The organism is Halorhodospira halochloris, from assembly GCF_002356555.2.
GTDB classification, from domain to species: domain Bacteria; phylum Pseudomonadota; class Gammaproteobacteria; order Nitrococcales; family Halorhodospiraceae; genus Halorhodospira; species Halorhodospira halochloris.
On the sequence record NZ_AP017372.2, the window covers coordinates 2,252,326 to 2,276,533 of the forward strand.

Sequence of the window (24,208 nt, forward strand, 5' to 3'; positions counted from 1 at the left end):
TATGCTCCAGCTTCTAGCAGACGACATGCAGGCACGGAAAACCCGCCACTAAGCAGCTCGGGTCGGGCGGCCCGCCCCGGCGTAGCCGGAGCTTGACATTTGTATGTCAATACCAATTAGTCACGTAAGTTATACACAAGTCTAAATGCTTGCGATGAGGATCAATAATCAGCCCGCGATAAAGTGCAAAATCCACTTTTTGGCCTGGATGACGGTCATAACTCACTGATCTTAATGTTCTAACTGCTTTTCTGAACAAAAACTATCCAACCTCGCCAAATGCCCGTTATGCTTAGCCAGATCGAAAATCTCCACAAAGTTTTCCACAGCTTTTGTGGACAACTTCAGTAGCTCTCCCGCCTTCTGACCCACCCTACTCTAAGGCCGCGCCTACCCTTAGGCTCTCCAATGGACATGAGCAATCAAGCATCTCCTTTACCGCTCAGCCGCCACTCTCCCCTCCTCTCTCGCTTGCTCCGTGCACCCCATCTATCTACCATGTCCGTTCATAATACACCTTCCCGAGACATGGACGGGTGCGGTCAGATTCCTCTAAAAGAATCCTTCACCAATTATGTACGTATTTTGGCAGCCAACAACATACGGGTGGTGAGTCTAGTTGAGATGCTTTATAAGCGCGCGTAAGTTAGCGGCAGCATTTGATGAACCAGAGCAATGTGTCCGTTACCATTGGACCACAACATCCCGAAGCTGTACCGTTGGGTACCGACCTCAGCGAATGCCCTAGCGTACGATTTTTTCCTTTTTCTGAGAGGGCCCCTAGTAGTTCGTTTCCCGGAGTTCGACGACGGCCGTGATCCGCTGACCATCCCAGCGATATTCGAAGTGCTTCCCCTGGCGCGTCGGGCCAAGTGCCGGAGGGCGGAATACGGCGGCACAGTCGCCTCCCTCCTGGTCTCTGACGCTGGGGTAGGCCAGTCCGTAATGATCGTGCATGCGGGCAATCGCGCCGAGCCGTTGGCTGTTGGCATAGCTGTCGGGATCTAGGTACGAGGTGGCCAAGTTGGTATCACCGCGCAGGTCGAGCAGGTCGGCGTCGAGTTCCGCGATGTAAACGCGCATCTCCACCGCCATGGGTGGCTCATTGGACTCGGCTTGGAAGCGCTCACGATGGTATCGCGTCTCAGCGACGGCCGTGCGCTCATTGTCTGCGCAGTAGTACACGCCGAAGCTGCAATCGGTGAACCGGCTGGGCCGCGGATAACACAGGGCGGCCATGATCGGTGACCATCTCGGCCCGTAACGCCGATCCTCCTGCTTGATCAGGTGGATTTCGCCCGCCTCTTCGCGTAAGCGGTTTGCTGTCAGGCCCTCGAGTTCGTTCAATGCATCGAGATCAGCGGGATCACCGGCAATGCCCTCGAACAGGGCAATTGGAGGGAAGCGAGAGGTAACGATGCGGTACGATCACGGCCAGAGGACCGGGGAAACAGGGAACAGGTCGCACTCGTCAGCCACGGGCACCGTCCAGATGCTGGCGCACCGCCACGAGATCGCCCACCTGACCTCCCAGCATGCGCTCAAGTGGGGTGTGTCCGGCGAACAAGGGGTTCGTGTTCGGGCGTCGTACCCAGCTGTTCGCAGCGTCCTCGCGCGGAAGCAGGATGTGCAAATTCTTGTGGATCCCCAGGATCAACGACAACCGCTCTAGGTGGTTTACGTCGAGACTGGCGCGCTCGGGGTTGCGCTTCCACCGCCGGTAGGTGCTTTCCGGGGCGCCGAGTAGCCGCGCGGCCTGGGTTTCAGTAAGCCCCCATGCGCGGGCAATGTTGGGATAGGCGCGAAGGCCGGCGGCACCGAGCTGATGCTGCTTTCGAGCGGTCATCTGTTGCATGGCGTATACCCGAGATCTCGTTCAGTATTCCTTTATTGTACATCCAAGTAAGCTTTCACGGCAAAAAATCGCTCATTTGGTCGATGTTTGTTTTTGGGGAGCGCGTCAATCTGTATGGGCGGTTCGATCTCGATATGAGTACCCGGCGCGACCTGTCGTGGTCGAGATGGCCCCTGGTGACACGACTGTTGGGCCTACCCCTACTACCGAACCTAACAGGCAATAGTTACCCTTCGGCGTTTGTTGAGTCGGCCCGGGGAGCCTATCCAGAGCCGCTCTAAGAACCTTGCGTGACATACTGGCTTCTCCTTGCTGGCGACCTTGGGTTCTCACAGTTCTACTTCATAGAGACATCCAGCGAAAAAACCATCGGCCAAGAAGTGACCAAGGCTAAGCGACACGAGGGGACGCTCCTGTAAGATTTTCTAGGTATGAAGAGTTTGGTGAAGGATTTACAAATTCCTTTACAACATATACGTTTACCTTGTGAGCCCTCCCCCCGGGCCATGCTAACGACCAATGCCGGAGTGATTCGGCAGTGGTTATGGCTATTTCGGGATGGCACGCGCGAAATTGCACGGGCCCGGCGGTAGCGTGGTCAGTGTTGAAGGTTATATGACCTACTGTCCACAGAACGGACCCTTAAAGCGCTCTAGCCTAACTTGGTTACAGACGGTATGATCCAGTATAGGTGTTGGAGTTCTTTAAAAATGAGAATGGAGTGCAGATGCCAGCGTATGTTAAGTATTCGGGCACCTCGATTTCTGTCAAACCCCCTTGTAGATATCTGTTTTGAAAGGGCTTATAGAGCCGAGGAGTCTGAATCTGGCCCTGTTTGAGAAGGGATTAAGACCCTGCGGGCGGCTTTCTTTACCTCCCTTCGGCACTGTCTGAATCTGGCCCTGTTTGAGAAGGGATTAAGACTTTTTGACACCGGCTAATCGTCTACGCGATAGCCCTGTCTGAATCTGGCCCTGTTTGAGAAGGGATTAAGACTGCGAGCAGGTATTGACCAACCAATATAGGGCTCTTTGCCCTTGACATTTGCCTGTCAACACCACTCAGCCAACTAAGTTATGCACAAGGCTCAATGCTTGCGATTTGGACCAATAATTAGCCTGTGATAAAGCGCAAGACCCACTTTGTACCCTGAATTACAGTCATAAGTCACTGATTTTAATGCCCCCACTGCCTGCCTGAACAAAAACTATCCAAACCCGCCAAATGCCCGTTGTGATTAGCCAGATAGAAACTCTCCACAAAGTTTTCCACAGCTTTTGTGGACAACTTCAGTAGCTCTCCCGCCTTCTGATCCACCCTGCTCGGGGTACTGCAACAGTTGTGTCACCAGGGGCCATGCCGCTACGCGCCAGAATTCCTTGCCGTGCTCAAGCTGCGGGCCGCGCCCGCAGCCAAGGATGTGCTCGATGCCATTGAGGTGCTGCGCGGCATGAACAGCAACAACGCCCGCAAGGTGCCCGCTGACGCGCCAACCGACTTCATCAGGCCGCGCTGGCAAAAAATAGTCATGACCGACACCGGCATCGACCGGCGTTACTACGAACTGTGTGCATTATCGGAGTTGAAGAACGCGCTACGCTCCGGCGATATCTGGGTACAGGGGTCACGCCAGTTCAAAAACTTCGACGACTACCTGGTGCCGCCCACGACATTCGCCAGCCTCAAGCAGGCCAGCGAACTGCCGCTGGCCGTGGCCAGCGACTGCGACCAATACCTGCATGAGCGTCTAACGCTGCTGGAAACGCAGCTCGCCACCGTCAACCGCATGGCGCTGGCCAACGAACTGCCGGACGCTATCATCACCGAGTCGGGCCTGAAGATCACACCACTCGATGCGGCGGTGCCCGAGACCGCGCAGGCACTGATCGACCAGACGGCGATGATCCTGCCGCACATTAAGATCACCGAACTGCTGCTGGAGGTAGACGAGTGGACCGGCTTTACCCGTCACTTCACGCACCTGAAGTCAAACGACCCGGCTAAGGACAAAAAACTGCTGCTGACCACGATCCTGGCCGACGCGATCAACCTGGGCTTGACCAAGATGGCAGAGTCCTGCCCCGGTACGACATACGCCAAGCTCGCTTGGCTGCAAGCCTGGCACATCCGTGACGAAACCTACGGGGCGGCATTGGCCGAGCTGGTCAACGCGCAATTAAGACATTCCTTTGCCGAGCACTGGGGAGACGGGACCACATCATCGTCGGACGGCCAGAACTTCCGCACCGGTAGCAAAGCTGAGGGCACGGGCCACATCAACCCGAAATACGGCAGCAGCCCCGGGCGAACGTTCTACACCCACATCTCCGACCAGTACACGCCGTTCCACACCAAGGTAGTAAACGTCGGTGTGCGCGATTCGACCTACGTTCTCGACGGCTTGCTGTACCACGAATCCGACCTGCGCATCGAGGAGCACTACACCGATACAGCCGGCTTCACCGATCACGTCTTCGCGCTGATGCATCTGTTGGGCTTCCGCTTCGCGCCGCGCATTCGCGACCTTGGCGACACCAAACTCTACATCCCGAAAGGCGAAGCTGCCTACGAAGCACTGCATCCAATGATCGGTGGCACACTGAACATCAAGCGCGTCCGAGCCCATTGGGACGAAATCTTGCGGCTGGCCACTTCAATCAAGCAGGGTACGGTGACGGCTTCGCTGATGCTCAGGAAACTCGGCAGCTACCCACGCCAGAACGGTCTGGCTTTGGCGCTGCGCGAGTTGGGACGCATCGAGCGTACGCTGTTCATCCTCGATTGGCTGCAAAGCGTCGAACTGCGCCGCCGCGTGCATACCGGACTGAACAAAGGGGAGGCGCGCAACGCGCTAGCCCGCGCGGTGTTCTTTAACCGCCTAGGCGAAATCCGCGACCGCAGTTTCGAGCAGCAGCGCTACCGAGCCAGCGGCCTCAACCTAGTAACGGCGGCCATCGTGCTGTGGAACACAGTCTATTTGGAGCGGGCCGCGAACGCTTTGCGTGGTCACGGCCAGACCGTCGATGACGCCTTATTGCAGTACCTGTCGCCACTGGGCTGGGAGCACATCAATCTGACCGGCGATTACCTCTGGCGCAGCAGCGCCAAGATCGGCGCTGGCAAGTTCAGGCCGCTACGGGCGTTGCAACTGCCTTAGCGTACGATTTTTTCCGTTTTCTGAGACGACCCCTCATTGAGCTGGCGAGCGGCTTCATTGTCGCAGATGGCATAGGCGATTTCATCCAGTTGCTTGAAGGTCACGCCGGGCTTGAGGTATTGCTCGGCGTTGGCCAGCGACTTCAGCTTTTCGTAGGGCGTCGCCATATCTTCATAGCGGTAGCGCTTTCGGCGCCGGCCTTTGGTGTTTTTTCTTGAATTATCCGGGACAATGTGAAGGAATAAGGAGCCAAGGAGACTATTATGGTTAACCGAACCAACGAACGGGCTGCGGAGGTGTCCATCGAACTGCCACTTGAACAGATGGGCCTGACCAGGACAGGCAAGGCAACGTACATGCAGAGTGCAGCGATTGATGATAACAGGGCTGGCTTATGACCGTCGTTGTCGCCAGTTGTACCGTTGCCAAGCTTTTTTCAGGTGAGACCTTCGAGGCCAGCGACGGTACATTGATCGAGGGCAACCTGCATCTTCCCGAATACCAGCGCCCCTACCGATGGGGGGAGGCCCAAATCAGACGCCTGCTGGAAGACTTACGCCGATATTTTTGCCCGCCTCACCCTGGTTCGTCACCAGCGCACCTGTTTTATCTGGGCAGCATCATCCTGCATCAGGACGGGGAAGGTCGTCTCAACATCATCGATGGCCAGCAACGGTTGACGACAATGGCTCTTCTAATGTGGCAGCAGGCGCCCGGCAGTGAACCGAAGTTACGCTATGAGTCGCCACTCAGTCATGCACAGATTCGGAAAAACCAAGAGTGGCTGAAACAGCAGGAAAACTGGAACCGGGCGTGGCTGAAGCTAGAACGCATTAACATCACCGTGGTGGTCACCCGTAGCGAGGACGATGCCTACTGCTTTTTCGAAACCCAGAATACCGGCGGTGTACGCTTGAGCGGGCCAGATATCATCAAGGCCCATCACCTGCGGGCCACACCTCGCAGCCGGCAGGACCGCTATGCACGTCTCTGGGAGAGCCTCGGCGATCTGAACCCGGTGGTGGATGCGGTGCTCAAGGCTCGCTCTTGGAATGCACTTAATTTCCGGCACGTCCCATCCCGCCGCGAGCCGCTCAGTGTACGCGAGACTGTGGTCACGGAGCTGGCTGAGAATACCGGAGAGGGGCACGCCGATGTGGCTTATGGTCTAACCGCAACCTCTCGGACCCCGGACGGTGCGGTAGTGCAGGTGGCTCATGCAGACGGATACGCCATGCGCCAGCCCCTCAACGCAGGTATTAACTCCATTCACTATCTGGAATATTTTGAGAGCCTTCGCCGAATACTCCTGACTAACCACCGAGAGCCGGATCTAGACTCTTTCCACAACTTCTATCAGGGGCTGATCGTCGGCCGGCAAGGGTGTAGCTACCTGAAGAAGCTCTACGACAGTTGCTTGCTGCTTTACGCCAGTCATTTCGGGCGGAGCCAACTCTTCGAGGCTAGCTTACGGCTGTTTCGGGTTGTCTATGCTCCGCGAGTGACCAACGAAAAGACCGTCAAGGAAGCTACAGCTTCCAAATTTGTTCGTGAAAACCCCGTATTCGACTGGATACTGATGAGCTACACCCACGAACAATGTATGGAGCGCCTGCGTCTGTTCGAGGTAAAGGTCAGTGCTAAGAACCTTGGCCAGAGTGATGATGGTGTCAAAAAACGCTTCGTCCAGGCCGTGAACGAATGGTTCAGTCTGGAGCTGCCAAAGGATCGGATGGCGGAACAATATGACGATGCGCTGCAGAAAGCGATCAAATCTACGCTGGAGGTGGTGAACCATGGATAATTGTGTTTTGACGCAGGTGCAGGCCCCGGCGGCAATTCTCGACGAGGACATCGCCTTCGTTATTCCCAGTTACCAGCGCCCGTACGTCTGGCCCGATGACGCGGTAGTGAAGCTGTTTGACGACATTTTCCGCGCATGGCAGTGGGATGCTTGTTCCAACTATTACATCGGAACCGTTCTGACCGCGCCGATTTCTCACATTGAAGGTGCTGCCTACGAGCTTATAGACGGCCAGCAACGCATTACCACGCTGATGCTGATCGCTCTGGCCTTTCGTGTCACAGGACAGGAGACCGCTCTGAATCCACTGGCCGAACGGGGGAATGCGCCACGCCTGACCTTCGCCATCCGTGAGCAGGTCCAGGCACTACTGGGCTATTGGTCAGGGCTGGACGGCTACCAGTATCCTGGTGAAGATGCGGTGAAAACAAATCCTTATCTGACACGTCTTGACGACGCGCTGAATGTGCTAAAGCAGTTGGTAGGTGCCATAGAAAAGGACCGTCGGATCGAGTTGGCTGGTTACATCCATACCAATGTGCAGTGGGTGAATAACACCATGCCTGGGAGCATGGACCTGAACCGCCTCTTCGCAACCATGAATACCCGGGGAGTACAGCTGGAACAGTCCGATATCCTGAAATCCATGCTGCTTAGGCGAATTTCCACGGATAAATCCCGCTACGAAGCCATCTGGCAAGCCTGCGAGCAAATGGACAACTACTTCGAGCGGAACGTCCGGCAGATTTTTGGAGGTACCGACTGGTCGGATATGCTCCCAGAGCATTTGCGCCATTTCGACCCAGCGCGTTTTTTGCTGTCCGAGGAGCAAAATCTTGAAGCGGAAAGGCCGGGTTCTGGGCTCACCATCAGCCAACTGGCAGATAGCTCCTACCCCGATGAGAACGAAGGATCTAGTGCTCTGGATCTGGACGATACGGTCTACTGCCAGTCAATCATAGGTTTTCCTCTTCTTCTGATGCACGCACTCCGTATCTACACCGCCCGTTCTGGCTATGCCGACATTGGTGGCCGTCTCCACAGCGAGCGGCTTATCGACAGCTTCAGCGTTCTTGTCGACGCATCAGAGACGGAGGTCAAGGAATTTGTAGAATGTCTCTGGGAAGTGCGTTACCAGTTTGATCGCTGGGTCGTGAAGTGGGTAGAGCGGTCTGATGAGGATGAGAGGCAACTCCGGCTGACGGATATTAACCGCAGCCCGTCGAATGGTAATTGGTATCTAACCCGTAGTGTAAAAAAGCTCTTCGAGCTAGTACCACTCCAAAGCGTTCGCCACTTCACTGGCGAACACAGTGCCCAATACTGGCTGACTCCGTTTCTCGGGCTTTTGTGCATGGAAACAAACCCCTCGGAAAACACAGTTCTGGACATTATGGAGCGAATTGATAACCAGCTTTCCCTTGCAGAAGCATCCCAGAAACAAGCAAGTTTTGAGCTGCTTTCGGGTGATGTCTCTGCCCAACGGTCGGTAGCTGCCATCATTGAATATCTGAAAACCCCCTGCGGAACCAAGTTCGAACACTACTGGTTCCAGAAGCTGGAATACCTTCTTTGGAAGAGGGATCACAGCCAAGATGAGAAGGTGCTCAATTACCGCATCGTATCACGCAACTCCATTGAGCATGTTTACGCTCAAAATGAGGAGTTTAAAAATGAGATGAAGCGGGATTACCTTGATGCTTTTGGGAACTTGGTACTACTCAATCCCAGTGAAAACTCGTCTTACGGCTACCAATCTGTAAACAAGAAAAAGGCAGACTTTAAGGACAGAAGCCATTATAATGGAAGTTATGACTCACTCAAACTTAAGGAAATATTCTCACTAATGGGCCAAGGCGAATGGAGTCCCAACCTTGTTGAAGCCCATCAAGAAGCCATGTTTGAGTTAATTTCGTGTCATTACAGCTGAACGGAATTGGGGTAGACCCAACAGTCGTGTCACCAGCCGCCACTTCTCTCAGGGCAGGGCCAGCCGAGTGTTCATGTCGAGTTCGAAACGCCCGTAGGGGCCCTCTCAGAAAAAGGAAAAAATCGTACGCTAAGCATGCGCTGACGCCGGCGTCCAGCGGTACAGCGGCCGAGTGCCTTGGCAACGTGATTGGGCGGCACCCCTCTGGCCAGCAGCTTCTTGACTGACTCGAACTCGCTGCCTGTCATTTTTGGCTTGCAACTGCCCTTGTGACCGGACTGCTTGGTGACTTTCAGACCGGCGCGAGCAAGTTCAGGCGAATACGGCCGCTGCAGCTGCCCTAGCGTACGATTTTTTCCTTTTTCTGAGAGGGCCCCAATGAGATCGCCAACGAGCGAGACAGCTACCAGCAGCGCGCCGAGAAGCTCGAAGATCAGCTCAAGCAGGAAACGAAAATGCTGCAAAGGAAACTAGACAGCGCCCATCAGGAACGCAACCAAGCAGAACACGAGAGGCATCGGCTCGAAAAGGACTACGCTAGTCTGCAGAGCCAGGTTGATCGCCATAAGGAGCGGATTGAGCAGTTGCAGGCTGAGGTAATGCAGGAGAGAGAGCGGCACCAAGAGGCACAGGAGCTAGCTCGCTACCATCAGGAGCAAAGCCAGGCCTTGATGGAGGTGCTGCGCAGGGGGGATGGCACAGGTGAGGAAATGGAGGGTGGTGGGTATAGTTGAGGTGCTTTGTAGGCGCGCGTAAGTTAGCGGATGCATTTGCTGAACCAGAGCGAGGTGTCCGTTACCTTTGAACCACAACAAGGGCTTGGCCCCGGCGGAAGTATGCTGAGGTAAGCTGCTAAAATTGGTGTCCGAAATCATTTTGACCAGAACAGAGATATGTGGCTTTGCTCGCCCACGATCTGCACCGCCGCCGCTGCAGCGCTACTCGCTCCGGCTTTGGCTGGCCCATCCACGGCTAGCGCGGGGCCGGGAGACCGGGAGCGCGCGCTGCACCGTTACGAGGCGCCAGCGCAGGTAGAGGTCGTCGGAGGCGTTTACCACGTTCCGGTGAAGCCTGATGAAGCTCTCGCCGAGGTAGCTGAGCGCGAGGGCGTGGGCGTTGAGCGTCTTCGTGCCGCGAATCCGCACACGGCTACAGAGAACGCATCAGAAAGGGCGCTGCGCATTCCGGCCCGACATGTGCTGCCCGATACGCCGCGCGAGGGTCTGGTCATCGACGTCGCCGGCATGCGGCTTTTCCATTATCCCGAAGAGACGGATGCGGTCGAGGTCTTCCCGATCAGCACCGGCCGGGAGGGATGGCCGACGCCCGTAGCGATGAAGACCGAGGTTGCCGAGAGGCTTGAGAACCCGGCGTGGTATCCGCCGGAATCGATCCGTGACTCACGAGCCGCTAGTGATGAAAGCGGCTCTTTGCCGCGCATGGTTCCGCCGGGTGCTGAGAATCCGCTCGGGGAACACGTACTTATACTTGAGGTCGACGGCTACCTCGTCCACGGTACTAACGAGCCGCACAGCATCGGCGAGCGTACCTCGCACGGCTGCGCACGGATGCATCCGCAAGATATAGAGCACCTATTTGAGCGTGTCAAGGCGGGGACACCGGTGCGCTTCGTCGATCAGCCTTTCCGGATCGGACGCTCGGCGCGGGGCGAGGTTTGGGTCGAGAGCCATCCGTCGGCGCCCGACGGGTCGAATCCGGAGCTTGACCGGCGTTTCGTCCGCGCCCTGCCTGATATAGCCGGTGAGGGTGTCGCCATCAACGGCGCACGCTTGATCGAAGCGGTGAATGATCAGGACGGCATCGCCGTGCGTGTTTCTGTAGGCGAAGAGGGCGCCGGGAAGCGCTGATAGCCTTCCGGGATAACTTCGTTAGGCAGTAAGCGGTCATTCTGACATGGGGTAGACCCAACAGTCGTGTCACCAGCCGCCACTTCTCTCAAGGCAGGGGCAACCGAGTGTTCATACAGATTCTGATCAAGTTAGCGCACGCTGCTGCTTCTGGCCATGTTGACGATCTGCGGAGGTAGAGCCATGACGGGCGTACCGCTGCGCATCGCTACCGATAAGCGGCTCGGGGCCTACCACTTCGGACCTGGCCATCCGTTTGGCCCAGGGCGGATGGCGGCATTCCTCGAGGCGCTCGATGAACTCGAGCTTGCGTATGAGGCGCTGCCGCTAGCGGAGGCTGATACGGCGACGCTGACGCGTTTTCATGCGCGGGAGTACGTCGAGCGTGTCCAGTCGCTGGCTGGCACGGGTGCGCCGCTGGACCTGGGAGATACGCCGGCCGTGCCCGGGATCGACGGCGCAGCCAAGCGTGTCGTGGGGACCGTGGCCGCCGCGGTCGACGACTTGCTGGCAGGGCGCGTGCGGCGGGCCTTCGTCCCGATTGCCGGGCTTCACCACGGCCAGCGCGACCGGGCGAGCGGCTTCTGTGTCTACAACGACTGTGGTGTGGCTCTGGAGACGCTGCTTGCCGCCGGAGTAGCGCCTGTCGCCTACGTGGATATCGACGTCCACCACGGCGACGGGGTTTACGATAGCTTCGAGACCGACCCACGGGTGATCTTTGCGGACATCCACCAAGATGGTCGCACGCTATTTCCGGGCACTGGCGCCGCCGAGGCGCAAGGAAAGGGGGCAGCGCACGGCACGAAGCTCAACGTCCCCCTGCCTCCCGGCGCAGACGACGACGCGTTTGTCGAAGCCTGGGAGCGCATCGAAGCGCATCTTGAGAGACACCAGCCGAAGGTCATCGTGATGCAGTGCGGTGCCGACGGGCTTGCCGGGGATCCGCTCGCGAGTCTGCGCTATACGTCGAAGACGCACGCATCGGCGGCACGACGTCTGCGCGTTTTGACTGAACGCTGGGCTGAAGGTCGGTTGTTAGCGCTGGGTGGCGGCGGCTACGACTTGTCGAACATCGCTGCAGCCTGGACTGCCGTTGTCCGGGAAATCGCCTGAGGTTGGCACGCGTGGATGTTCCCAGTCGGCTTAGGGGCCGGGAAGGGGCAACCCAACGGCAGGTGCGCGAAGTCCTCGAATCGGCGGCGGCCTACGCTCGCGTGGGCGCCTATCCGTTGCCACATGCTTATCCAGCCAGGTGATGCGATGCGAGTTTGTGGCTTCGCTCCAAGCGCTCCGCGATCAACAGCCGATGACACTCTGCCGGGTCCCGCTCGTAACAGAGCAGGGCTACCGCCTCGGTGACGGCTCGCTCGGCGAGGGAATGGAGAGCGTCCTTGGGCTTCGGTTCTTCCAGATGCGACGCGTAAAGCTGGTAAAAGCGCTGTGCGTCCCCCACCTTGGCGGCGTCACGGGCGGCTTGGGGGGCGCCGAGGACCGGCCAGCTCTCGTAGCCGATGCCGGCGCCGGGGAGTTCTCTGGCGAGGTGCTTGAAAGCGAATTCCCGCCGACGGGAGTGGGGGCTGGCCCGAACATCGATGACGGTCGCCACGCTAGCCCTCTGCAGGGTAACGATAAAGGTGTCGAGATCGGTGCGCTCGTAGCCGGTGGTGTAGAGCGTGTGCACGATTACCGACTCATGCTGCGTTCTGGTGGCGCTGTGGCAGCACAAAAAAGTGTCGTACGGCGGACGTTGAGAAGCGTTGCCACCTCACAATATGTCCTTCCCGCTGGTTAATTTGCCCAGCCATCAAACAAGCGAGGAAAACGCTCACGGGCTTTGGCGATCTTAGGTGCAATCATCGAGCGACAGTAAGGCGCCTCCGGTGCCGCCTCGTAATAGCGCTGATGCATTTCTTCCGCCGGATAGAAAGTAGTTAACGGAACCAACTCGGTAACGATGGGCGCGGAGTATTCGCCTGCTGCCCCTATCTCTTTGATGACGGCTTCGGCGGTCTGCCGCTGCTCCTTATCGGCATAGAGAATGATCGAACGATACTGTGACCCTACATCGGGACCCTGGCGATTGTGCAGGGTCGGGTCGTGGATAGCAAAGAAGAGCTCCATCAGGGCTCGCTCCTCGACCTGCTCCGGATCAAAGTTAACCTGCACTACCTCGGCGTGTCCGGTACGGCCGCTGCAAACCTCGCGGTAGCTTGGGTCGGGCGACTCGCCGCCGGCATAGCCGGAGATGGCTTGGTGTACTGCTGGAAGCTGCTGAAAAACGCCTTCGATGCACCAAAAACAGCCGCCGCCTACTGTGATAGAGCGTGACACCCTGATCTCTCCTCGCTGCCGTTAGGTCTTTACCTTGCTAAATCACATAGCAATCAGCGTACATACCACCGTGCGCTCACGGCGAGGCCCATCAAACTCGCAAGCGAGGAAGATACCCTGCCAAGTGGAGAGCCCCATTTTGCTGTTGATTATGGGTATGGTCTCGCTCGGGCCGATGAGCCCGGCTTTAAGGTGAGAGTCGCCATTGCCATCTTGCGAATCGTGCTCCCAGACCCCGCGAGGCACAAGCTGCTGTAAAAGGTTGACGGCATCGCGAGGGACGCTCGCATCCCAATTCTCCTGGATCATGATGGCCGCGGTGGCGCCCTGCACATAGAGCGCTAGCAGGCCGTCGCTAACTTCCGCCTCCGCGACGGCTCGCCGGATCGGTTCAGTGATGTCAACGAGCTCCTCGCGTTGATGGGTAGTCACGGTGATGGTCTTGCGCATAACTTCACCCCTGCTCTAAAGGTTGCCGGAGATGTCGGAGCACTGATTCGTCCCGAGGATGTGTTCGGCGCTCCAGCCTACTTCCCTATTCTTCCACCATACTACCCTTGCTCTTAGCCTGTCCCGCCGGCGATTCGGTGGTGATAAGCCACCCAGGCTGGCCCCGTCAAGCGCCTTATTTCAGCATCAGCCAAGAAGCAACCAAGGGCAAGCGACATGATATGACGCTCCCGTATGCTCCTTTGGTTGGGTTAGCTTGGGGAATTATTTACAAATACTTTCATGATATATACGCTTATTCTTGTGCCCTCCCCCCGGGCCATGCTAGCGACCAGTGCCGGAGTAATCCAGCAATGGTTATGGGTATGTCGGGATGGCACGCGCGAAATTGCACGTGCCCGGCGGTAGCGTGGTCAGTGTTGAAGGTTATATGACCTACTGTCCACAGAACGGACCCTTAAAGCGCTCTAGCCTGACTTGGTTACAGACGGTATGATCCAGTATAGGTGTTGGAGTTCTTTAAAAATGAGAATGGAGTGCAACTGCCAGCGTATGTTAAGTATTCGGGCACCTCGATTTCTGTCAAACCCCCTTGTAGCTATCTGTTTTGAAAGGGCTTATAGAGCCGAGGAGTCTGAATCTGGCCCTGTTTGAGAAGGGATTAAGACCCTATAGTTCGTTGAAATATATCAATCGCTTCCCTGTCTGAATCTGGCCCTGTTTGAGAAGGGATTAAGACCTGGACCTTGACAGGATTTTGGTTGCCTACACTATCGTCTGAATCTGGCCCTGTTTGAGAAGGGATTAAGACGGCGTCCTTTTGGACGTAGGGCACCGCCTTCATCACGTCTGAATCTGGCCCTGTTTGAGAAGGGATTAAGACGCGCACTCCGGGCTTATTTCGTCACGCTCGAGTTGGTCTGAATCTGGCCCTGTTTGAGAAGGGATTAAGACCCCACCAGTGCGTAAGAGTTGTCATACGCGGATGTCTGAATCTGGCCCTGTTTGAGAAGGGATTAAGACAATTTTATGTTGAACCATTCCGTGTCCTGGTCCGTCTGAATCTGGCCCTGTTTGAGAAGGGATTAAGACAATTCCTTTCTGATAGCTGTTAACGATTCAACAGCCGTCTGAATCTGGCCCTGTTTGAGAAGGGATTAGAGTATAACTGGCTGCACAAAATCGCTAATTCTGCAGAGCCGGAATATTGCTGTACTGGGATGTTATGCGGCGGGGTTACTTTAAAGCTCAGAACAAATAAACACGCAGATTGGGACTTAATTAAGTATCTACAAGAAGTTCAATCGAGTGATTTTTTGGATGAGTCACTTTTTCTCTACGTGAAAGCGCTCGATCCTGGCACCAGCTAATTCCATGTCATCTTCACTAAGTTCCTTACCGCGCATATCTAGAGGCAGCTCCAGCGACAAATGCCAATAGGCAGCACCGCGCTGGCAGATCATCGCAGCGATATGGACCGGTAGTGTCCCTATAACAGCATCTCCTCGCTCGACCGCTGCCCAATCCAAGTGCTCAACAAACCTGTCCACTTCTATTCCTTGACGCTCGGCCCAAGCCGCTGCTCCAGGATGACGGGAAACAAACCAAGTAGTCATAAAACCTCCGATTTCTCAATCCCTATAGAGAGTAGTTGTGCGCTACACAGAGCCAGAAGTTGGCAAGCTTGCAGGGTTCAGGGCCAAACATGCATTATCCTATACTTATGGCAAATCATAGCTCATAAAGGAAACCCTCATGGCAACCGAGGGCAAGAATACGCTTCTGTGTATCGCCGGGCTAACGCCGCAAGTGGTTACAGAGACGCTGTATGCAATCACCATTGAGAGCCAGGGTGCCTTACCCGACCGCCTGGAAATCATTACAACCACGGAGGGACGAAGGCGTCTTCTACTAACCTTGCTATCTAAGGATGGTGGACATGGCTACCTGGATCGTTTTTATCAAGACTACGGCCTTGATCGAGCAAACTTGGCTTTTGATGAGTCATGTGTGCATGTAATCCACGGCTTAGATGGGGAACCATTGGCAGACATAGTTACTGAGCAGGACAACTGCGCCGCAGCTGACTTAATCCATGAGCGCATACGTCAGCTCACCCAGCAGACGCAGAAACTCCACGTCTCTATTGCCGGGGGCCGCAAAACCATGGGCTTTTATGCTGGTTACTCGCTCTCGCTATACGCACGACCGAGTGACCGCCTCAGCCATGTGTTAGTCAACGCACCTTTTGAGTCGCATCCGAGCTTCTTTTATCCCCCGCCGCAGCCACTGACTTTGCAGCTTCCCGGTCGTAACGACATCATCAGCACCGCCGAGGCGCAGGTGCGTCTAGCAGACCTCCCGTTCGTGCGCCTGCGTGAGGAACTAGGTGAGGATTTACCTTATGCCGGACTTTCCTTCAGTGAAGCTGTTGAGCGTGCACAACAAGTTATCACGCCAGCTCAGCTTGCCCTCGATTTAGCCGAGCGAACCGCCAATCTCCAGGGTCAGGTAATAAAGCTCTCCCCTACCCACTTCGTCTGGTTAACCTGGTTTGCCGATCGCGCCCGACGAGAAAAGCCACCTCTGCGCTTTGATCACGAAGCAGCGAAGGAATTGGAGCGCTACATAGATTGGCTCGACGGCAGCAATTCGCCGCTTCACGAAAGCCTCCACTCAGCGCGCGAAGAACTAGAATCGGAGGGGTGCTCCAACTACTTCGAGCGCACCCGCTCGCGACTTAACAAAGCGCTCGCCGAGCGCAGCGGTTTACCGGCTCGGGCGGTAGCGCGCTATCAGATTCACGCATGCAGCAACCGCCCGCAAAGCACTTATGCCCTCCGCTTAACTCCTGAACAGATCCGCATGGTGGGGGAGCCTTGAGCCGGCAAGCTTGCCAATGTCTTTTTACAGTTGTTGTTGTGCAACCATTTGCCCTATCAAGATCGGCTCATGCATGCGTAAAACGATAGAGTGAATGTTATGCCCTTCAGGATCCATATTGGCAAGTCTTTCCAAACACACATGCATACCCGGCAGGCCTTCCTGATGCTGCGGCACTACTGGCGGATAAGCTTTAAGCATTTTATGAATCAGCAAGCCGGAACAACTCCTGTTGTGGATATTAAAAATAGCTGTGCCGGGGCAGCACGTGCTAGTTTACCCCAGCATGAAGAGATTGAGGCTGACTTAGCCAGTAGTAGCGTGTCCCGCCGTCAGCTTCTTAGTTTGTTTACTGAAGCTCGAGCAAGACTAATTTAGTAACCCGCAGAGCCCGTAATGTTTCCTGAGATGCCAGTAGCCCACTATCGCTTCACCTTCCGTGCTCAAGAAGACGGACGACTGCCGCGCTACCTCGGGTCCGCCTGGCGGGGGTTATTGGGACACACTTTTAAACGCCATCTGTGCGTAACAGGCAAGCGTACATGCGAGCTATGTCTTTTATACCGGCATTGCATCCATGCTGATATTTTTGAAACGCCCACACCTGCTCCCGATAAATTAGGTAAAGATATGGTTAAATGGCAGGCGCGCTATCCTAAGGCGCCTCATCCCTTTGTACTTGGCTTGTCGCTAAATAGTGGTGGCCAGGTTAGCGCTGGCGAAAAACTTTCCCTCGGCGTCACCCTGCTAGGCAGAGCGACCGGCACCATTCCCTACTGGGTCCATGTCTTGCAGGCTGCCGGCGAGCAGGGGCTAGGCCCGCAGCGTGTGCCGCTGGCTCTGGAGACGGTGCACCAGGAGTGCGGGCCAGGTGATGGGGATTGGGCGCTGGTGTACCTTCCTGGCGAGACGTTTGAGCCGCAACCAGCGCAGCACCCGAAACCACCGCCGGTGCCTAATCGCGTGCGGCTGCGCCTGCACACTCCGCTGCGAGTTCGTCGTGGAGGCAGGCACGTTTCGGCACAAGAGCTGGCTTTCCACGACCTGTTCCGTACCCTGCTAAGGCGGCTGTCCATGCTCAGCCAGTTCCACGGCCCAGGCCCCCTGGAAGGAGATCCCCGCACCTTGGTTGAGATAGCGCGCGGCATAGCTTGGCAAAAGACTGACTGGAGGTGGCACGATTGGCAACGCTTCTCGGCTCGGCAAGGCAGACGCGTTCCTATGGGGGGAGTCATCGGCGAAGCCCTGCTTGATGGTAACGACCTGGTGTTCATCTGGTCACTGCTTTGGTTCGGCCAGTGGGTTCATGCTAGCCGTGGGGCTAGTATGGGTCTTGGTCGCTACGAGATCATAAGCGAGGACGCGATATCATGAGCACGGAGCAAATAAAAACCAGCTGGCGTACGCAAGATCATGTTGTGCTCGGCGCCCTGATCCACGACATCGGCAAGCTCTTCGAGCGAGGCGACTTGCTCGACAGCTATAGAAATGATGAGGATATGCTTCAAGCATACTGCCCTTTTCAAATAAGGGGCCGTTATTTTAGCCACAAGCACGCTGTTCATACTTTGGCCTGGGCCGAGCGCCTTGCAGAGCGAATACCTGCGCTTGATCCAGAGCACCTCGGGATTGGTACGGATCACTGGCTAAACTTGGCCGCCCGGCATCACAAGCCCTCGAGCGCCCTGGAGGCTCTCATAAAGAGAGCCGATGATCTAGCAAGCCAGGAGCGGGATCCGCTAGGCATCGACGCTCGCTTTATCAGCCGTAAAGTCCGGCTCGAGCCTATCCTGGAGCGCGTAACCCTCGAGGCCGATCCCGGTCGAGCGCGCACCACGGAAACCCGCGTCCCCCTGACACCGATGGAGCCAGGGTCGCCCTACTTCCCGGAGCATGCTCACAAAATGGATCCGCCCATGAACTGGGATCGTGAAAAATGCGCCTGGGTAAGCCAGCAGGATCTGGGGGACGCCTACGCACGGCTTGGCCAAGACCTACTCGGCCAGCTTGAGCAACTCCCCACCGCCGAGGCCCCGCCCAGCGCGATCATAGGGACACTACTTACTCTGCTCGAGCGTTACACCGCCCAGGTGCCCTCGGCAACTAACACCGCGCACCCGGACATCTCGCTGTTTGACCACTTGCGGGTGACGGCTGCCATCGCCGAGGGGCTGTACACCTATCACCAAGACCAAGGCGACGGCCTGGAGAACGTCGAGAAAAGGGACCAGACCGCCAAGTGGGCATTGGTATGCGGTGATCTCTCAGGCATCCAGCGCTTCATCTACCGTATCACCAGTCGCGGAGCAGCTCGCGCGTTGCGGGGGCGTTCGCTGTACCTGCAGCTTCTCACCGACGGTCTAGCCAGCCGCATGCGCCGCGAGCTTGACCTGCACGCACCGGCGCAGATATACGCCTCGGGCGGCAAATTTTTCTTGCTTATCCCCAGCACCCGCGTGGATCAGGCTCGTCAGGTCGCCGCGACCATCAACGATGAGCTTCTGGCCCCCTTCCAGGGCCAGCTCCGCCTAGGCCTGGGCACCGCACACCTCGCCCCGAATCACTTCCGGGCGGGCCATATGGGCGAGCGCTGGCAGGCGACGATAGATGACCTCCACCGGGACCGCACGCGCCCCTGGGCAGGACGCATGGCGCATCCCCCAGAAAAGGAGGATCAGGATTTCTTTGCCCCCGAATCTCCGTCCGAAGACGGGCACTGCCACGCCTGTGGGCGCGACGATCCGCCGGGCGACATCTGCGATCGCGGAGAAGGCCGCAGGCTCTGCCAACAGTGCAATGATCTTGAGCAGCTAGGCTTGGCCATCCGGCATGCGAGCGCGATTACCTGGCACGAGCCGGGCACGCAGCGACGGGGATGGGAGCTTCCCGGCACTGGCCGCGTCATTCGCCTGCCCAGCCGCGAGGATCCGGAGAGCCTCCCGCTCGCCGCCGGCGACGTTTTGGAGCGCCTGGAGGGTTGGCCAGAGCTGGCCGAGGCCCGCCCCGGGATCGCCTACAGCGCCCGCTTCATAGGTCGCTGGCAGGAGAGCTGCGGGGAGAGCGAGCTTGAGGAGCTCGCGGCATCCTCGCAGGGCATTAAGCGGCTCGGCATCCTGCGCATGGACGTTGATAATCTCGGGCAGATCTTCGCCCGTGGGCTGCGCTTCGGCAGCACCACCGAAACCGAAAGCAGCGCCGATATGGGGTCGCTGTCGCGCACCGCTACGCTATCGCGGCAGCTGCACTGGTTCTTCAGCACTCACCTCACCCGCCTGCTCGAGCAGGCAGAGGCCCCAGCGCAAATCATGTACGCCGGCGGCGACGATCTCTTTATCGTCGGTGCCTGGCACGCGATGCCGGAGTTGGCGGTACGCATCCAGCACGATCTGCAGCGCTTTGCCAGCCACAACCCGGTCTTCTCCCTCTCTGGTGGTATCGAGCTGGTGGGCGGGCGCTACCCTATCGGACACGCCGCGGAACTCGCCGGAATCCAGGAGGAGCACGCCAAGGGTCATCGACGCAGCGATAAAGAGGGCCAAACCCGCGACAAGTGCGCCCTCGCCTTCCTCCATACCCCGGTCGGCTGGGAGCAGATGGAGCACGTCGAGGGAGTGCGCGAGCAGTTGGAGAGATTCCTCGAGGCGACGGGCAATCGCGCTGTCCTTGGCTATCTGCGTCGCGCCGTGGCGGACATGGAGGGCCTGCAGCGGCGCTATGCGCAGGGGCGCTGGAGCGATACCGAACTTCACGCGCTTGTCGAGGCGCAGCGCTGGCGCTGGCAGCTGTTGAGCCGTTTGCGGCGGCTGCGCCGTCGGCATCAGCATCACACCGAAGCGGTCGGGGCGATCGATCGGCTCCAGGAAGTTTTCATCGAGCAGCAACAGCCACACAAGCCACCGGACCCGCACCTGCTAGGCCTGCCCGGGCGATGGGTCGAGCTCAAGTACCGGCAAAGCGGTAATTATCTTCCAGATAGAGGCGAGGAGGTACACGCACCATGAACGCAGCCAATGCCAACCACCCTAGGCATAAGCAACAGGGACCTTCGGGTTCCGATCCAGCCACCATCCGCGGCTTCATCGAGGACGATCAGGCGGACCAGCTCGTAGCTACGGCGGAGCGTCTAGGCCAGGACATGGGCAAACAGGTCTCTACTAGCCAGGTGCGCAACATCTTCTCCTCCATCAAGCGCCTAGAAATGCGCGAGCAGCAACACAGCCCTTCCGGGGATGCACCCCTCTCTCCGAACGTGCGACGCGAACTGCTGCTACTCAAGCCACGCCTTGCCTACGCCACCGCGCGAGAGAACAGACTCAAGCCGCTCCATGATGCGGTAACAACCGCCCTCGATGTCGTAGCCCAGCAAGGCGACCAGAACGCGCTACGGCGCCTGAGCGCCTTCTATGAGGCCATCGTCGCTTATCATCAGTACCACGGAGGCAAGTAGCCATGACGGATGTCAGCCAATACGCCACACTGCAGTCCAAGGTGTTTCTACGCGGCGAGCTGCGCGCCGAGACGGGGCTGCACATCGGCGGCAGTGAAACGGGGCTGGGCATCGGCGGTGCGGACAGCGTAGTGGTCCGCGACCCGCTCGACCATACGCCATACGTCCCCGGAAGCTCCCTGCGGGGCAAGCTGCGCTCGCTACTTGAGCGTGCTCGCGGGCTGGAGGGTGCGAATGGTAATGCCGAGGGCGGCTTTGCGCTAGGCAAGAACAACGCCGGGGTGCCCGGGCGTGATCCGAGCACTGCGCTCGCCCAGCTCTTCGGGATCACTGCGGACCAGAACGCCCGCGGCCCCTCGCGGCTGATTGTGCGCGATGCCCGGCTCACACCGGATAGCTATCAGGCACTTATGGATGCCCCGGGCACCGACATGCCCATGACGGAGGTCAAGACTGAGGTCAGCATCGACCGCATCACTTCCGCCGCCATGCCTCGGCAGCTCGAGCGCGTTCCCGCGGGCGCCCGCTTCGACTTTGAGCTCGTCATTACTGTCATGGTCGCCGACGACCGGCAGCAGTGGCTCAACCTCATCCTTGAGGGTCTGGACCTGCTCCAGGACGATACGCTCGGCGGCAACGGCTCGCGCGGCTACGGTCGGATCAGCGTGGACCTCCGGGAGCTCCTGGAGCGCGACAGCCAGGCCTACCGGGAGGGCCGCGAGGCAATCCCCATCACGGATCTGGATATCCCGCCAGCGCTCCAGGGGCACCCGGAGGCAACCTCCCCATCCACGGCCACCGCCTGACGGGGAGTAGCGCCATGCGTTGCTACCGCCTACACTTTCGAGCGCCCCTACACATCGATGACCGAGGAACCGGTTATTACGAGGCTAGTGACCCGTTCGTCCGGTCCGATACCGTGAGCGCCGCGCTGCTGACGACCTGGGGTCAGCTGGACCCCGAGAACGCCACGGCACGTGCCGCGAAGCCGCCGTTTCGGGTTAGCTCGGCGATGCCATGGTTAGAAGGTACGCCGCTGCTACCGCGCCCAGTCCCGCATCGTGCTGCCCCAGCCCCGCAAGGCGATCCGGCGTTGGCTAAAGTAACCAAAGGTGTTCAATGGCTATCCCCCCGGTTATGGCACCGGATCTGGCATGAGGGGTGGCAACAGGCCCTTCATCCCGATACGGTTTGTACCCCGCAAAAAGAGATCGCACTCGCCCGGGATGAGGCGTCTGAGCCTTCCCCCGCCTGGGCGCAGGAGCGACGCCCCCGGCTGAACGTAGACCGCATAACCGACGGCCCGGTGGAGGGGCAGCTCTTCGAGTTCGGGCGCATTCACTTCCTCCCCTCGGCGGGTCTGTACCTGCTCGCAGAGCACGCCGATGAAACTGCTCGACAAGGGTTCGAGGCAGCCCTGTCGCTACTCGGTGATACGGGCCTCGGAGCCGACCGAAACGCCGGCAACGGACAGTTCACCTGGGAGCCTGCTGCAGATTTCCAGGAGCGGCTCGGTGTCCGCCAAACCGAGCCGGGAGAGTCCGGTGTGCTCGTCTCCTTGGCCAATCCCGGTCTCAGCGAGCGCCAATGGGCAGGCGATGAGCGTAGCGCCTACGACATCACGACGCGCGGTGGCTGGATCGCGAATTACGGCATCCGCCGCGCCCGAGTGCGCATGCTCACCGAGGGAAGTTTCCTGTCCGTGACGATCCAGGGCCGGGTTCTGGACGTGACGCCCAGAGCTCTGGCCTCGGAGCTGCCCCACCCTATCTACCGGGATGGCCGAGCCCTGATGCTGCGACCCGAGGAGGGATAGATGACCGACATTCGTGGAGCCCGCCCGGAAACCGAGAACGTGTGCATCGAGGTGGTCACGCCGTTGCACATCGGCGATGGCGAAAGCTTGATCAAGGACGCCGACTTCGTCCAGGAGCGGCCTGGACACCCATTCCGGGTCATCGACAAGGCAGGGCTTGAGCGCCGGCTCGCTGAACAGGGCGGAGACGAGGTCGAGGCCTACCTGGCCCACCAGGAGATGCCCGGCCTGCAGGATCTTGTAACCCTCGCTGGCGGCGCCTCCCATGCTCCGGGCTACGACCTGCCGCCCCATGAGCCTGGGCACGCCCCCGCCTCCCCGGAGATCCGGTCCACGATCAAGGACGCCTGGCTTCGCCCGCTGCTGCCCGGCAGTGCCCTCAAGGGTGCGCTGCGCACGGCTTGGATCGCGCAACATCTACGCGACCAAGTCATTCAGCCTCGCGCCCAGGAGCTGAATAAACCACCGCGTTTTGCGGCCGCCCGCTTCCTGGGCCGACTGACCAGTGCCCCCGCCCACGCCGGATCGGGCAGACCTGGTCCCAATTCCGATGCCTTCCGCGTCCTGCGTCCCCGCGATGCCCAAGCACCGAGGAGCGCCCTGAGCTGGGTGGACATCCGGATAGCTAAGTCGCCGCGGGACGGAAAGGTCGGATGGCACGTCACTACCCGCTCAGGTAGGCGCCAGGTCGATGACTGGTCCCAAGCCACGGCCCTGAATGCTGAAGCCCTGGCTCCAGGGACTGTGCTGGCCACCCAGATCAGTTGGGACGGCCTGCTTTGCGCTAATGAGTCCGCTTGGCGTGCCACAGGCAACGAGCATATCGCGTTGCCCAGAGGCTTTTGTGAATTGCGGGATGTGCTCATACGCCATGCCCGTCATCAAATCCAGCGTGAAAAGAAAGACTTATTTGCATGGGAGCTTAAGGCCGCTTACCGAACTTGGCAACAGCTTGAACAGCAACTGGAGCAGGCGATCCAGCAAGGGGGCGCGCCGCTACGACTAGGTTTCGGCATCGGCTGGCTCGGCATGACCGGGGACTGGCTGAGCGACGAAACCTTCCACACCGTGCTTGCTGAAACACATTGGAAGGTGAAGCAGCCGCATCGCTTCCCCAAGACCCGGCGGTTGGTGGTGGAGCGCGGGCAGCCGCAGGCACCGCTCGGCTGGGTGATACTTTGGCCAGCGGATTCCGGGCCACCTCCCACCGGGCAGGACCCTGAAGAGCAAAAGGATCGTGAGGATCCCGGCGACGCGGGCCACCCTTGGGTCAACACCAAGATCGCCGAGCTCCAGAAGGCGCACAACAGCTCCCTGGAAGAGGTGCTGCGGGGCAAAAAATTGGCGCAGGCCTGCCAGCTGATCGATGATCTGGAGACCCGCAGCGAAGTGCTTGCCGATATCCGGCGACGGTGGCAAGAGCGAGGCTGGTGGAACGATCCACGGGGCAGGGCTATGAAGCAAGCTCGGCAGATCTATGGCGAACTGACGGGCGAATAAGATCAAACAACAAAGAGAGCAGCAATCAAAGAACCAGGAGCTTTAGCAGCGATTTGGACTGCCCTGTTGGAATTAGGCAAGCCTGGTTTATCTCGCGCTATCCGGGGACGGTCGAGTAGGCCCGCAGCCAAAACTTGGAGTTTGACTCAATCCCAAGCAGGTGC

The 24,208-nt window shown here is 58.4% G+C and carries 22 protein-coding genes, 1 pseudogene and 1 CRISPR repeat array; of the genes and pseudogenes, 14 read left to right on the plus strand and 9 right to left on the minus strand.

Annotated features, from left to right (window positions below; translation table 11 throughout):
* Window positions 1-780 precede the first annotated feature (780 nt).
* Complete coding sequence (locus HH1059_RS10175; protein WP_197710724.1) at window positions 781-1,347, minus strand: RES family NAD+ phosphorylase; 567 nt, start codon at window positions 1,345-1,347, stop codon at window positions 781-783.
* A 124-nt stretch (window positions 1,348-1,471) separates the two neighbouring features.
* Window positions 1,472-1,855: an MbcA/ParS/Xre antitoxin family protein gene (locus HH1059_RS10180; RefSeq protein WP_197710725.1), complete on the minus strand. Its 384-nt coding sequence runs from the start codon at window positions 1,853-1,855 to the stop codon at window positions 1,472-1,474.
* A 1,360-nt stretch (window positions 1,856-3,215) separates the two neighbouring features.
* Here HH1059_RS10180 and HH1059_RS10185 point away from each other — a divergent pair.
* Window positions 3,216-5,012, plus strand: a pseudogene (locus HH1059_RS10185) (Tn3 family transposase); the annotation flags it as partial.
* Here HH1059_RS10185 and HH1059_RS13490 read toward each other — a convergent pair.
* Complete coding sequence (locus HH1059_RS13490) at window positions 5,009-5,179, minus strand: hypothetical protein (protein WP_162549505.1); 171 nt, start codon at window positions 5,177-5,179, stop codon at window positions 5,009-5,011. The pseudogene HH1059_RS10185 and the gene HH1059_RS13490 overlap by 4 nt on opposite strands.
* 96 nt (window positions 5,180-5,275) lie before the next feature.
* Between HH1059_RS13490 and HH1059_RS14000 the strand changes: the two genes are divergently transcribed.
* The 3 genes from HH1059_RS14000 to HH1059_RS10195 are packed head-to-tail and all read left to right on the plus strand — an operon-like array spanning window position 5,276 to window position 8,746.
* Complete coding sequence (locus HH1059_RS14000; RefSeq protein ID WP_275951824.1) at window positions 5,276-5,410, plus strand: hypothetical protein; 135 nt, start codon at window positions 5,276-5,278, stop codon at window positions 5,408-5,410.
* Window positions 5,407-6,816, plus strand: coding sequence for a DUF262 domain-containing protein (locus HH1059_RS10190; protein WP_096410049.1), 1,410 nt, complete (start codon window positions 5,407-5,409; stop codon window positions 6,814-6,816). The genes HH1059_RS14000 and HH1059_RS10190 overlap by 4 nt, the downstream gene beginning before the upstream one ends.
* Complete coding sequence (locus HH1059_RS10195) at window positions 6,809-8,746, plus strand: DUF262 domain-containing protein (RefSeq protein WP_096410050.1); 1,938 nt, start codon at window positions 6,809-6,811, stop codon at window positions 8,744-8,746. The genes HH1059_RS10190 and HH1059_RS10195 overlap by 8 nt, the downstream gene beginning before the upstream one ends.
* Window positions 8,747-8,817: 71 nt before the next feature.
* On the opposite strand, the gene HH1059_RS13495 is transcribed toward HH1059_RS10195, so the two are convergent.
* Entirely contained in the window at window positions 8,818-9,210 is a 393-nt protein-coding gene (locus tag HH1059_RS13495; RefSeq protein ID WP_162549506.1) for a hypothetical protein, read from the minus strand.
* On the opposite strand from HH1059_RS13495, the gene HH1059_RS10200 reads away from it, so the two are divergent.
* The 3 genes from HH1059_RS10200 (at window position 9,202) to HH1059_RS10210 (ending at window position 11,730) form a co-directional block, all read left to right on the plus strand.
* Window positions 9,202-9,480 (plus strand): hypothetical protein, encoded by a 279-nt coding sequence (locus tag HH1059_RS10200; protein WP_096410051.1) that lies wholly within the window; start codon window positions 9,202-9,204, stop codon window positions 9,478-9,480. The genes HH1059_RS13495 and HH1059_RS10200 overlap by 9 nt on opposite strands.
* 159 nt (window positions 9,481-9,639) lie before the next feature.
* A complete protein-coding gene (locus HH1059_RS10205) occupies window positions 9,640-10,614 on the plus strand; it encodes a L,D-transpeptidase family protein (protein WP_096410052.1) in 975 nt (324 codons plus the stop codon).
* Window positions 10,615-10,797: 183 nt separating this feature from the next.
* Window positions 10,798-11,730 (plus strand): arginase family protein, encoded by a 933-nt coding sequence (locus HH1059_RS10210; protein WP_096410053.1) that lies wholly within the window; start codon window positions 10,798-10,800, stop codon window positions 11,728-11,730.
* Between the two features lie 127 nt (window positions 11,731-11,857).
* Here HH1059_RS10210 and HH1059_RS14130 read toward each other — a convergent pair whose 3' ends face one another.
* From HH1059_RS14130 to csx16, 4 genes are all read right to left on the minus strand, one after another.
* Window positions 11,858-12,298 carry a DUF488 domain-containing protein gene (locus HH1059_RS14130; RefSeq protein ID WP_162549507.1) on the minus strand — a complete coding sequence of 147 codons (441 nt, stop codon included), beginning with the start codon at window positions 12,296-12,298 and terminating at the stop codon, window positions 11,858-11,860.
* Between the two features lie 107 nt (window positions 12,299-12,405).
* A complete protein-coding gene (gene msrA, locus HH1059_RS10220; protein WP_338033905.1) occupies window positions 12,406-12,948 on the minus strand; it encodes a peptide-methionine (S)-S-oxide reductase MsrA in 543 nt (180 codons plus the stop codon).
* A 42-nt stretch (window positions 12,949-12,990) separates the two neighbouring features.
* On the minus strand, window positions 12,991-13,398 hold the full coding sequence (locus HH1059_RS10225; protein WP_096410056.1) for a secondary thiamine-phosphate synthase enzyme YjbQ: 408 nt from the start codon (window positions 13,396-13,398) through the stop codon (window positions 12,991-12,993).
* Window positions 13,399-14,030: 632 nt separating this feature from the next.
* A CRISPR array of direct repeats spans window positions 14,031-14,562; the repeat unit is 36 nt; unit sequence GTCTGAATCTGGCCCTGTTTGAGAAGGGATTAAGAC.
* A 161-nt stretch (window positions 14,563-14,723) separates the two neighbouring features.
* On the minus strand, window positions 14,724-15,014 hold the full coding sequence (csx16, locus tag HH1059_RS10230) for a CRISPR-associated protein Csx16 (RefSeq protein ID WP_096410057.1): 291 nt from the start codon (window positions 15,012-15,014) through the stop codon (window positions 14,724-14,726).
* Window positions 15,015-15,153: 139 nt separating this feature from the next.
* On the opposite strand from csx16, the gene csm6 reads away from it, so the two are divergent.
* On the plus strand, window positions 15,154-16,281 hold the full coding sequence (gene csm6, locus HH1059_RS10235; RefSeq protein ID WP_096410058.1) for a CRISPR-associated ring nuclease Csm6: 1,128 nt from the start codon (window positions 15,154-15,156) through the stop codon (window positions 16,279-16,281).
* 24 nt (window positions 16,282-16,305) lie between these two features.
* Here csm6 and HH1059_RS13500 read toward each other — a convergent pair whose 3' ends face one another.
* Window positions 16,306-16,497 (minus strand): hypothetical protein, encoded by a 192-nt coding sequence (locus tag HH1059_RS13500; protein WP_162549508.1) that lies wholly within the window; start codon window positions 16,495-16,497, stop codon window positions 16,306-16,308.
* Window positions 16,498-16,911: 414 nt separating this feature from the next.
* Here HH1059_RS13500 and cas6 point away from each other — a divergent pair, with 414 nt between their 5' ends.
* From cas6 to HH1059_RS10265, 6 genes are read left to right on the plus strand one after another with little or no spacing between them, the layout of a single operon-like run.
* The gene (gene cas6, locus HH1059_RS10240; RefSeq protein WP_162549509.1) at window positions 16,912-17,655 is read left to right on the plus strand and encodes a CRISPR system precrRNA processing endoribonuclease RAMP protein Cas6; all 744 of its coding nucleotides are present in this window, start codon (window positions 16,912-16,914) and stop codon (window positions 17,653-17,655) included.
* Window positions 17,652-20,282: a type III-A CRISPR-associated protein Cas10/Csm1 gene (gene cas10 / locus HH1059_RS10245; RefSeq protein ID WP_096410060.1), complete on the plus strand. Its 2,631-nt coding sequence runs from the start codon at window positions 17,652-17,654 to the stop codon at window positions 20,280-20,282. The genes cas6 and cas10 overlap by 4 nt, the downstream gene beginning before the upstream one ends.
* Entirely contained in the window at window positions 20,279-20,728 is a 450-nt protein-coding gene (gene csm2 / locus HH1059_RS10250) for a type III-A CRISPR-associated protein Csm2 (RefSeq protein ID WP_096410061.1), read from the plus strand. The genes cas10 and csm2 overlap by 4 nt, the downstream gene beginning before the upstream one ends.
* Before the next feature lie 2 nt (window positions 20,729-20,730).
* Complete coding sequence (gene csm3 / locus HH1059_RS10255; RefSeq protein ID WP_096410062.1) at window positions 20,731-21,534, plus strand: type III-A CRISPR-associated RAMP protein Csm3; 804 nt, start codon at window positions 20,731-20,733, stop codon at window positions 21,532-21,534.
* 14 nt (window positions 21,535-21,548) lie between these two features.
* Window positions 21,549-22,544: a type III-A CRISPR-associated RAMP protein Csm4 gene (gene csm4, locus HH1059_RS10260; RefSeq protein ID WP_096410063.1), complete on the plus strand. Its 996-nt coding sequence runs from the start codon at window positions 21,549-21,551 to the stop codon at window positions 22,542-22,544.
* Window positions 22,545-24,044, plus strand: a complete 1,500-nt coding sequence (locus HH1059_RS10265) for an RAMP superfamily CRISPR-associated protein (protein ID WP_096410064.1) — start codon at window positions 22,545-22,547, stop codon at window positions 24,042-24,044.
* Window positions 24,045-24,208: the final 164 nt, after the last annotated feature.

Coding starts and splice junctions, on each gene's coding strand:
- HH1059_RS10265 (WP_096410064.1), top strand. CDS start 22,545: ATGACCGACATTCGTGGAGCCCGCCCGGAAACCGAGAACGTGTGCATC.
- csm6 (WP_096410058.1), top strand. CDS start 15,154: ATGGCAACCGAGGGCAAGAATACGCTTCTGTGTATCGCCGGGCTAACG.
- HH1059_RS13490 (WP_162549505.1), bottom strand. CDS start 5,179: ATGGCGACGCCCTACGAAAAGCTGAAGTCGCTGGCCAACGCCGAGCAA.
- HH1059_RS10200 (WP_096410051.1), top strand. CDS start 9,202: ATGCTGCAAAGGAAACTAGACAGCGCCCATCAGGAACGCAACCAAGCA.
- csm3 (WP_096410062.1), top strand. CDS start 20,731: ATGACGGATGTCAGCCAATACGCCACACTGCAGTCCAAGGTGTTTCTA.
- HH1059_RS10190 (WP_096410049.1), top strand. CDS start 5,407: ATGACCGTCGTTGTCGCCAGTTGTACCGTTGCCAAGCTTTTTTCAGGT.
- HH1059_RS10180 (WP_197710725.1), bottom strand. CDS start 1,855: ATGCAACAGATGACCGCTCGAAAGCAGCATCAGCTCGGTGCCGCCGGC.
- HH1059_RS10205 (WP_096410052.1), top strand. CDS start 9,640: ATGTGGCTTTGCTCGCCCACGATCTGCACCGCCGCCGCTGCAGCGCTA.
- cas10 (WP_096410060.1), top strand. CDS start 17,652: ATGAGCACGGAGCAAATAAAAACCAGCTGGCGTACGCAAGATCATGTT.
- HH1059_RS10210 (WP_096410053.1), top strand. CDS start 10,798: ATGACGGGCGTACCGCTGCGCATCGCTACCGATAAGCGGCTCGGGGCC.
- HH1059_RS10195 (WP_096410050.1), top strand. CDS start 6,809: ATGGATAATTGTGTTTTGACGCAGGTGCAGGCCCCGGCGGCAATTCTC.
- csm2 (WP_096410061.1), top strand. CDS start 20,279: ATGAACGCAGCCAATGCCAACCACCCTAGGCATAAGCAACAGGGACCT.
- cas6 (WP_162549509.1), top strand. CDS start 16,912: ATGGTTAAATGGCAGGCGCGCTATCCTAAGGCGCCTCATCCCTTTGTA.
- HH1059_RS10225 (WP_096410056.1), bottom strand. CDS start 13,398: ATGCGCAAGACCATCACCGTGACTACCCATCAACGCGAGGAGCTCGTT.
- csm4 (WP_096410063.1), top strand. CDS start 21,549: ATGCGTTGCTACCGCCTACACTTTCGAGCGCCCCTACACATCGATGAC.
- HH1059_RS14000 (WP_275951824.1), top strand. CDS start 5,276: ATGGTTAACCGAACCAACGAACGGGCTGCGGAGGTGTCCATCGAACTG.
- csx16 (WP_096410057.1), bottom strand. CDS start 15,014: ATGACTACTTGGTTTGTTTCCCGTCATCCTGGAGCAGCGGCTTGGGCC.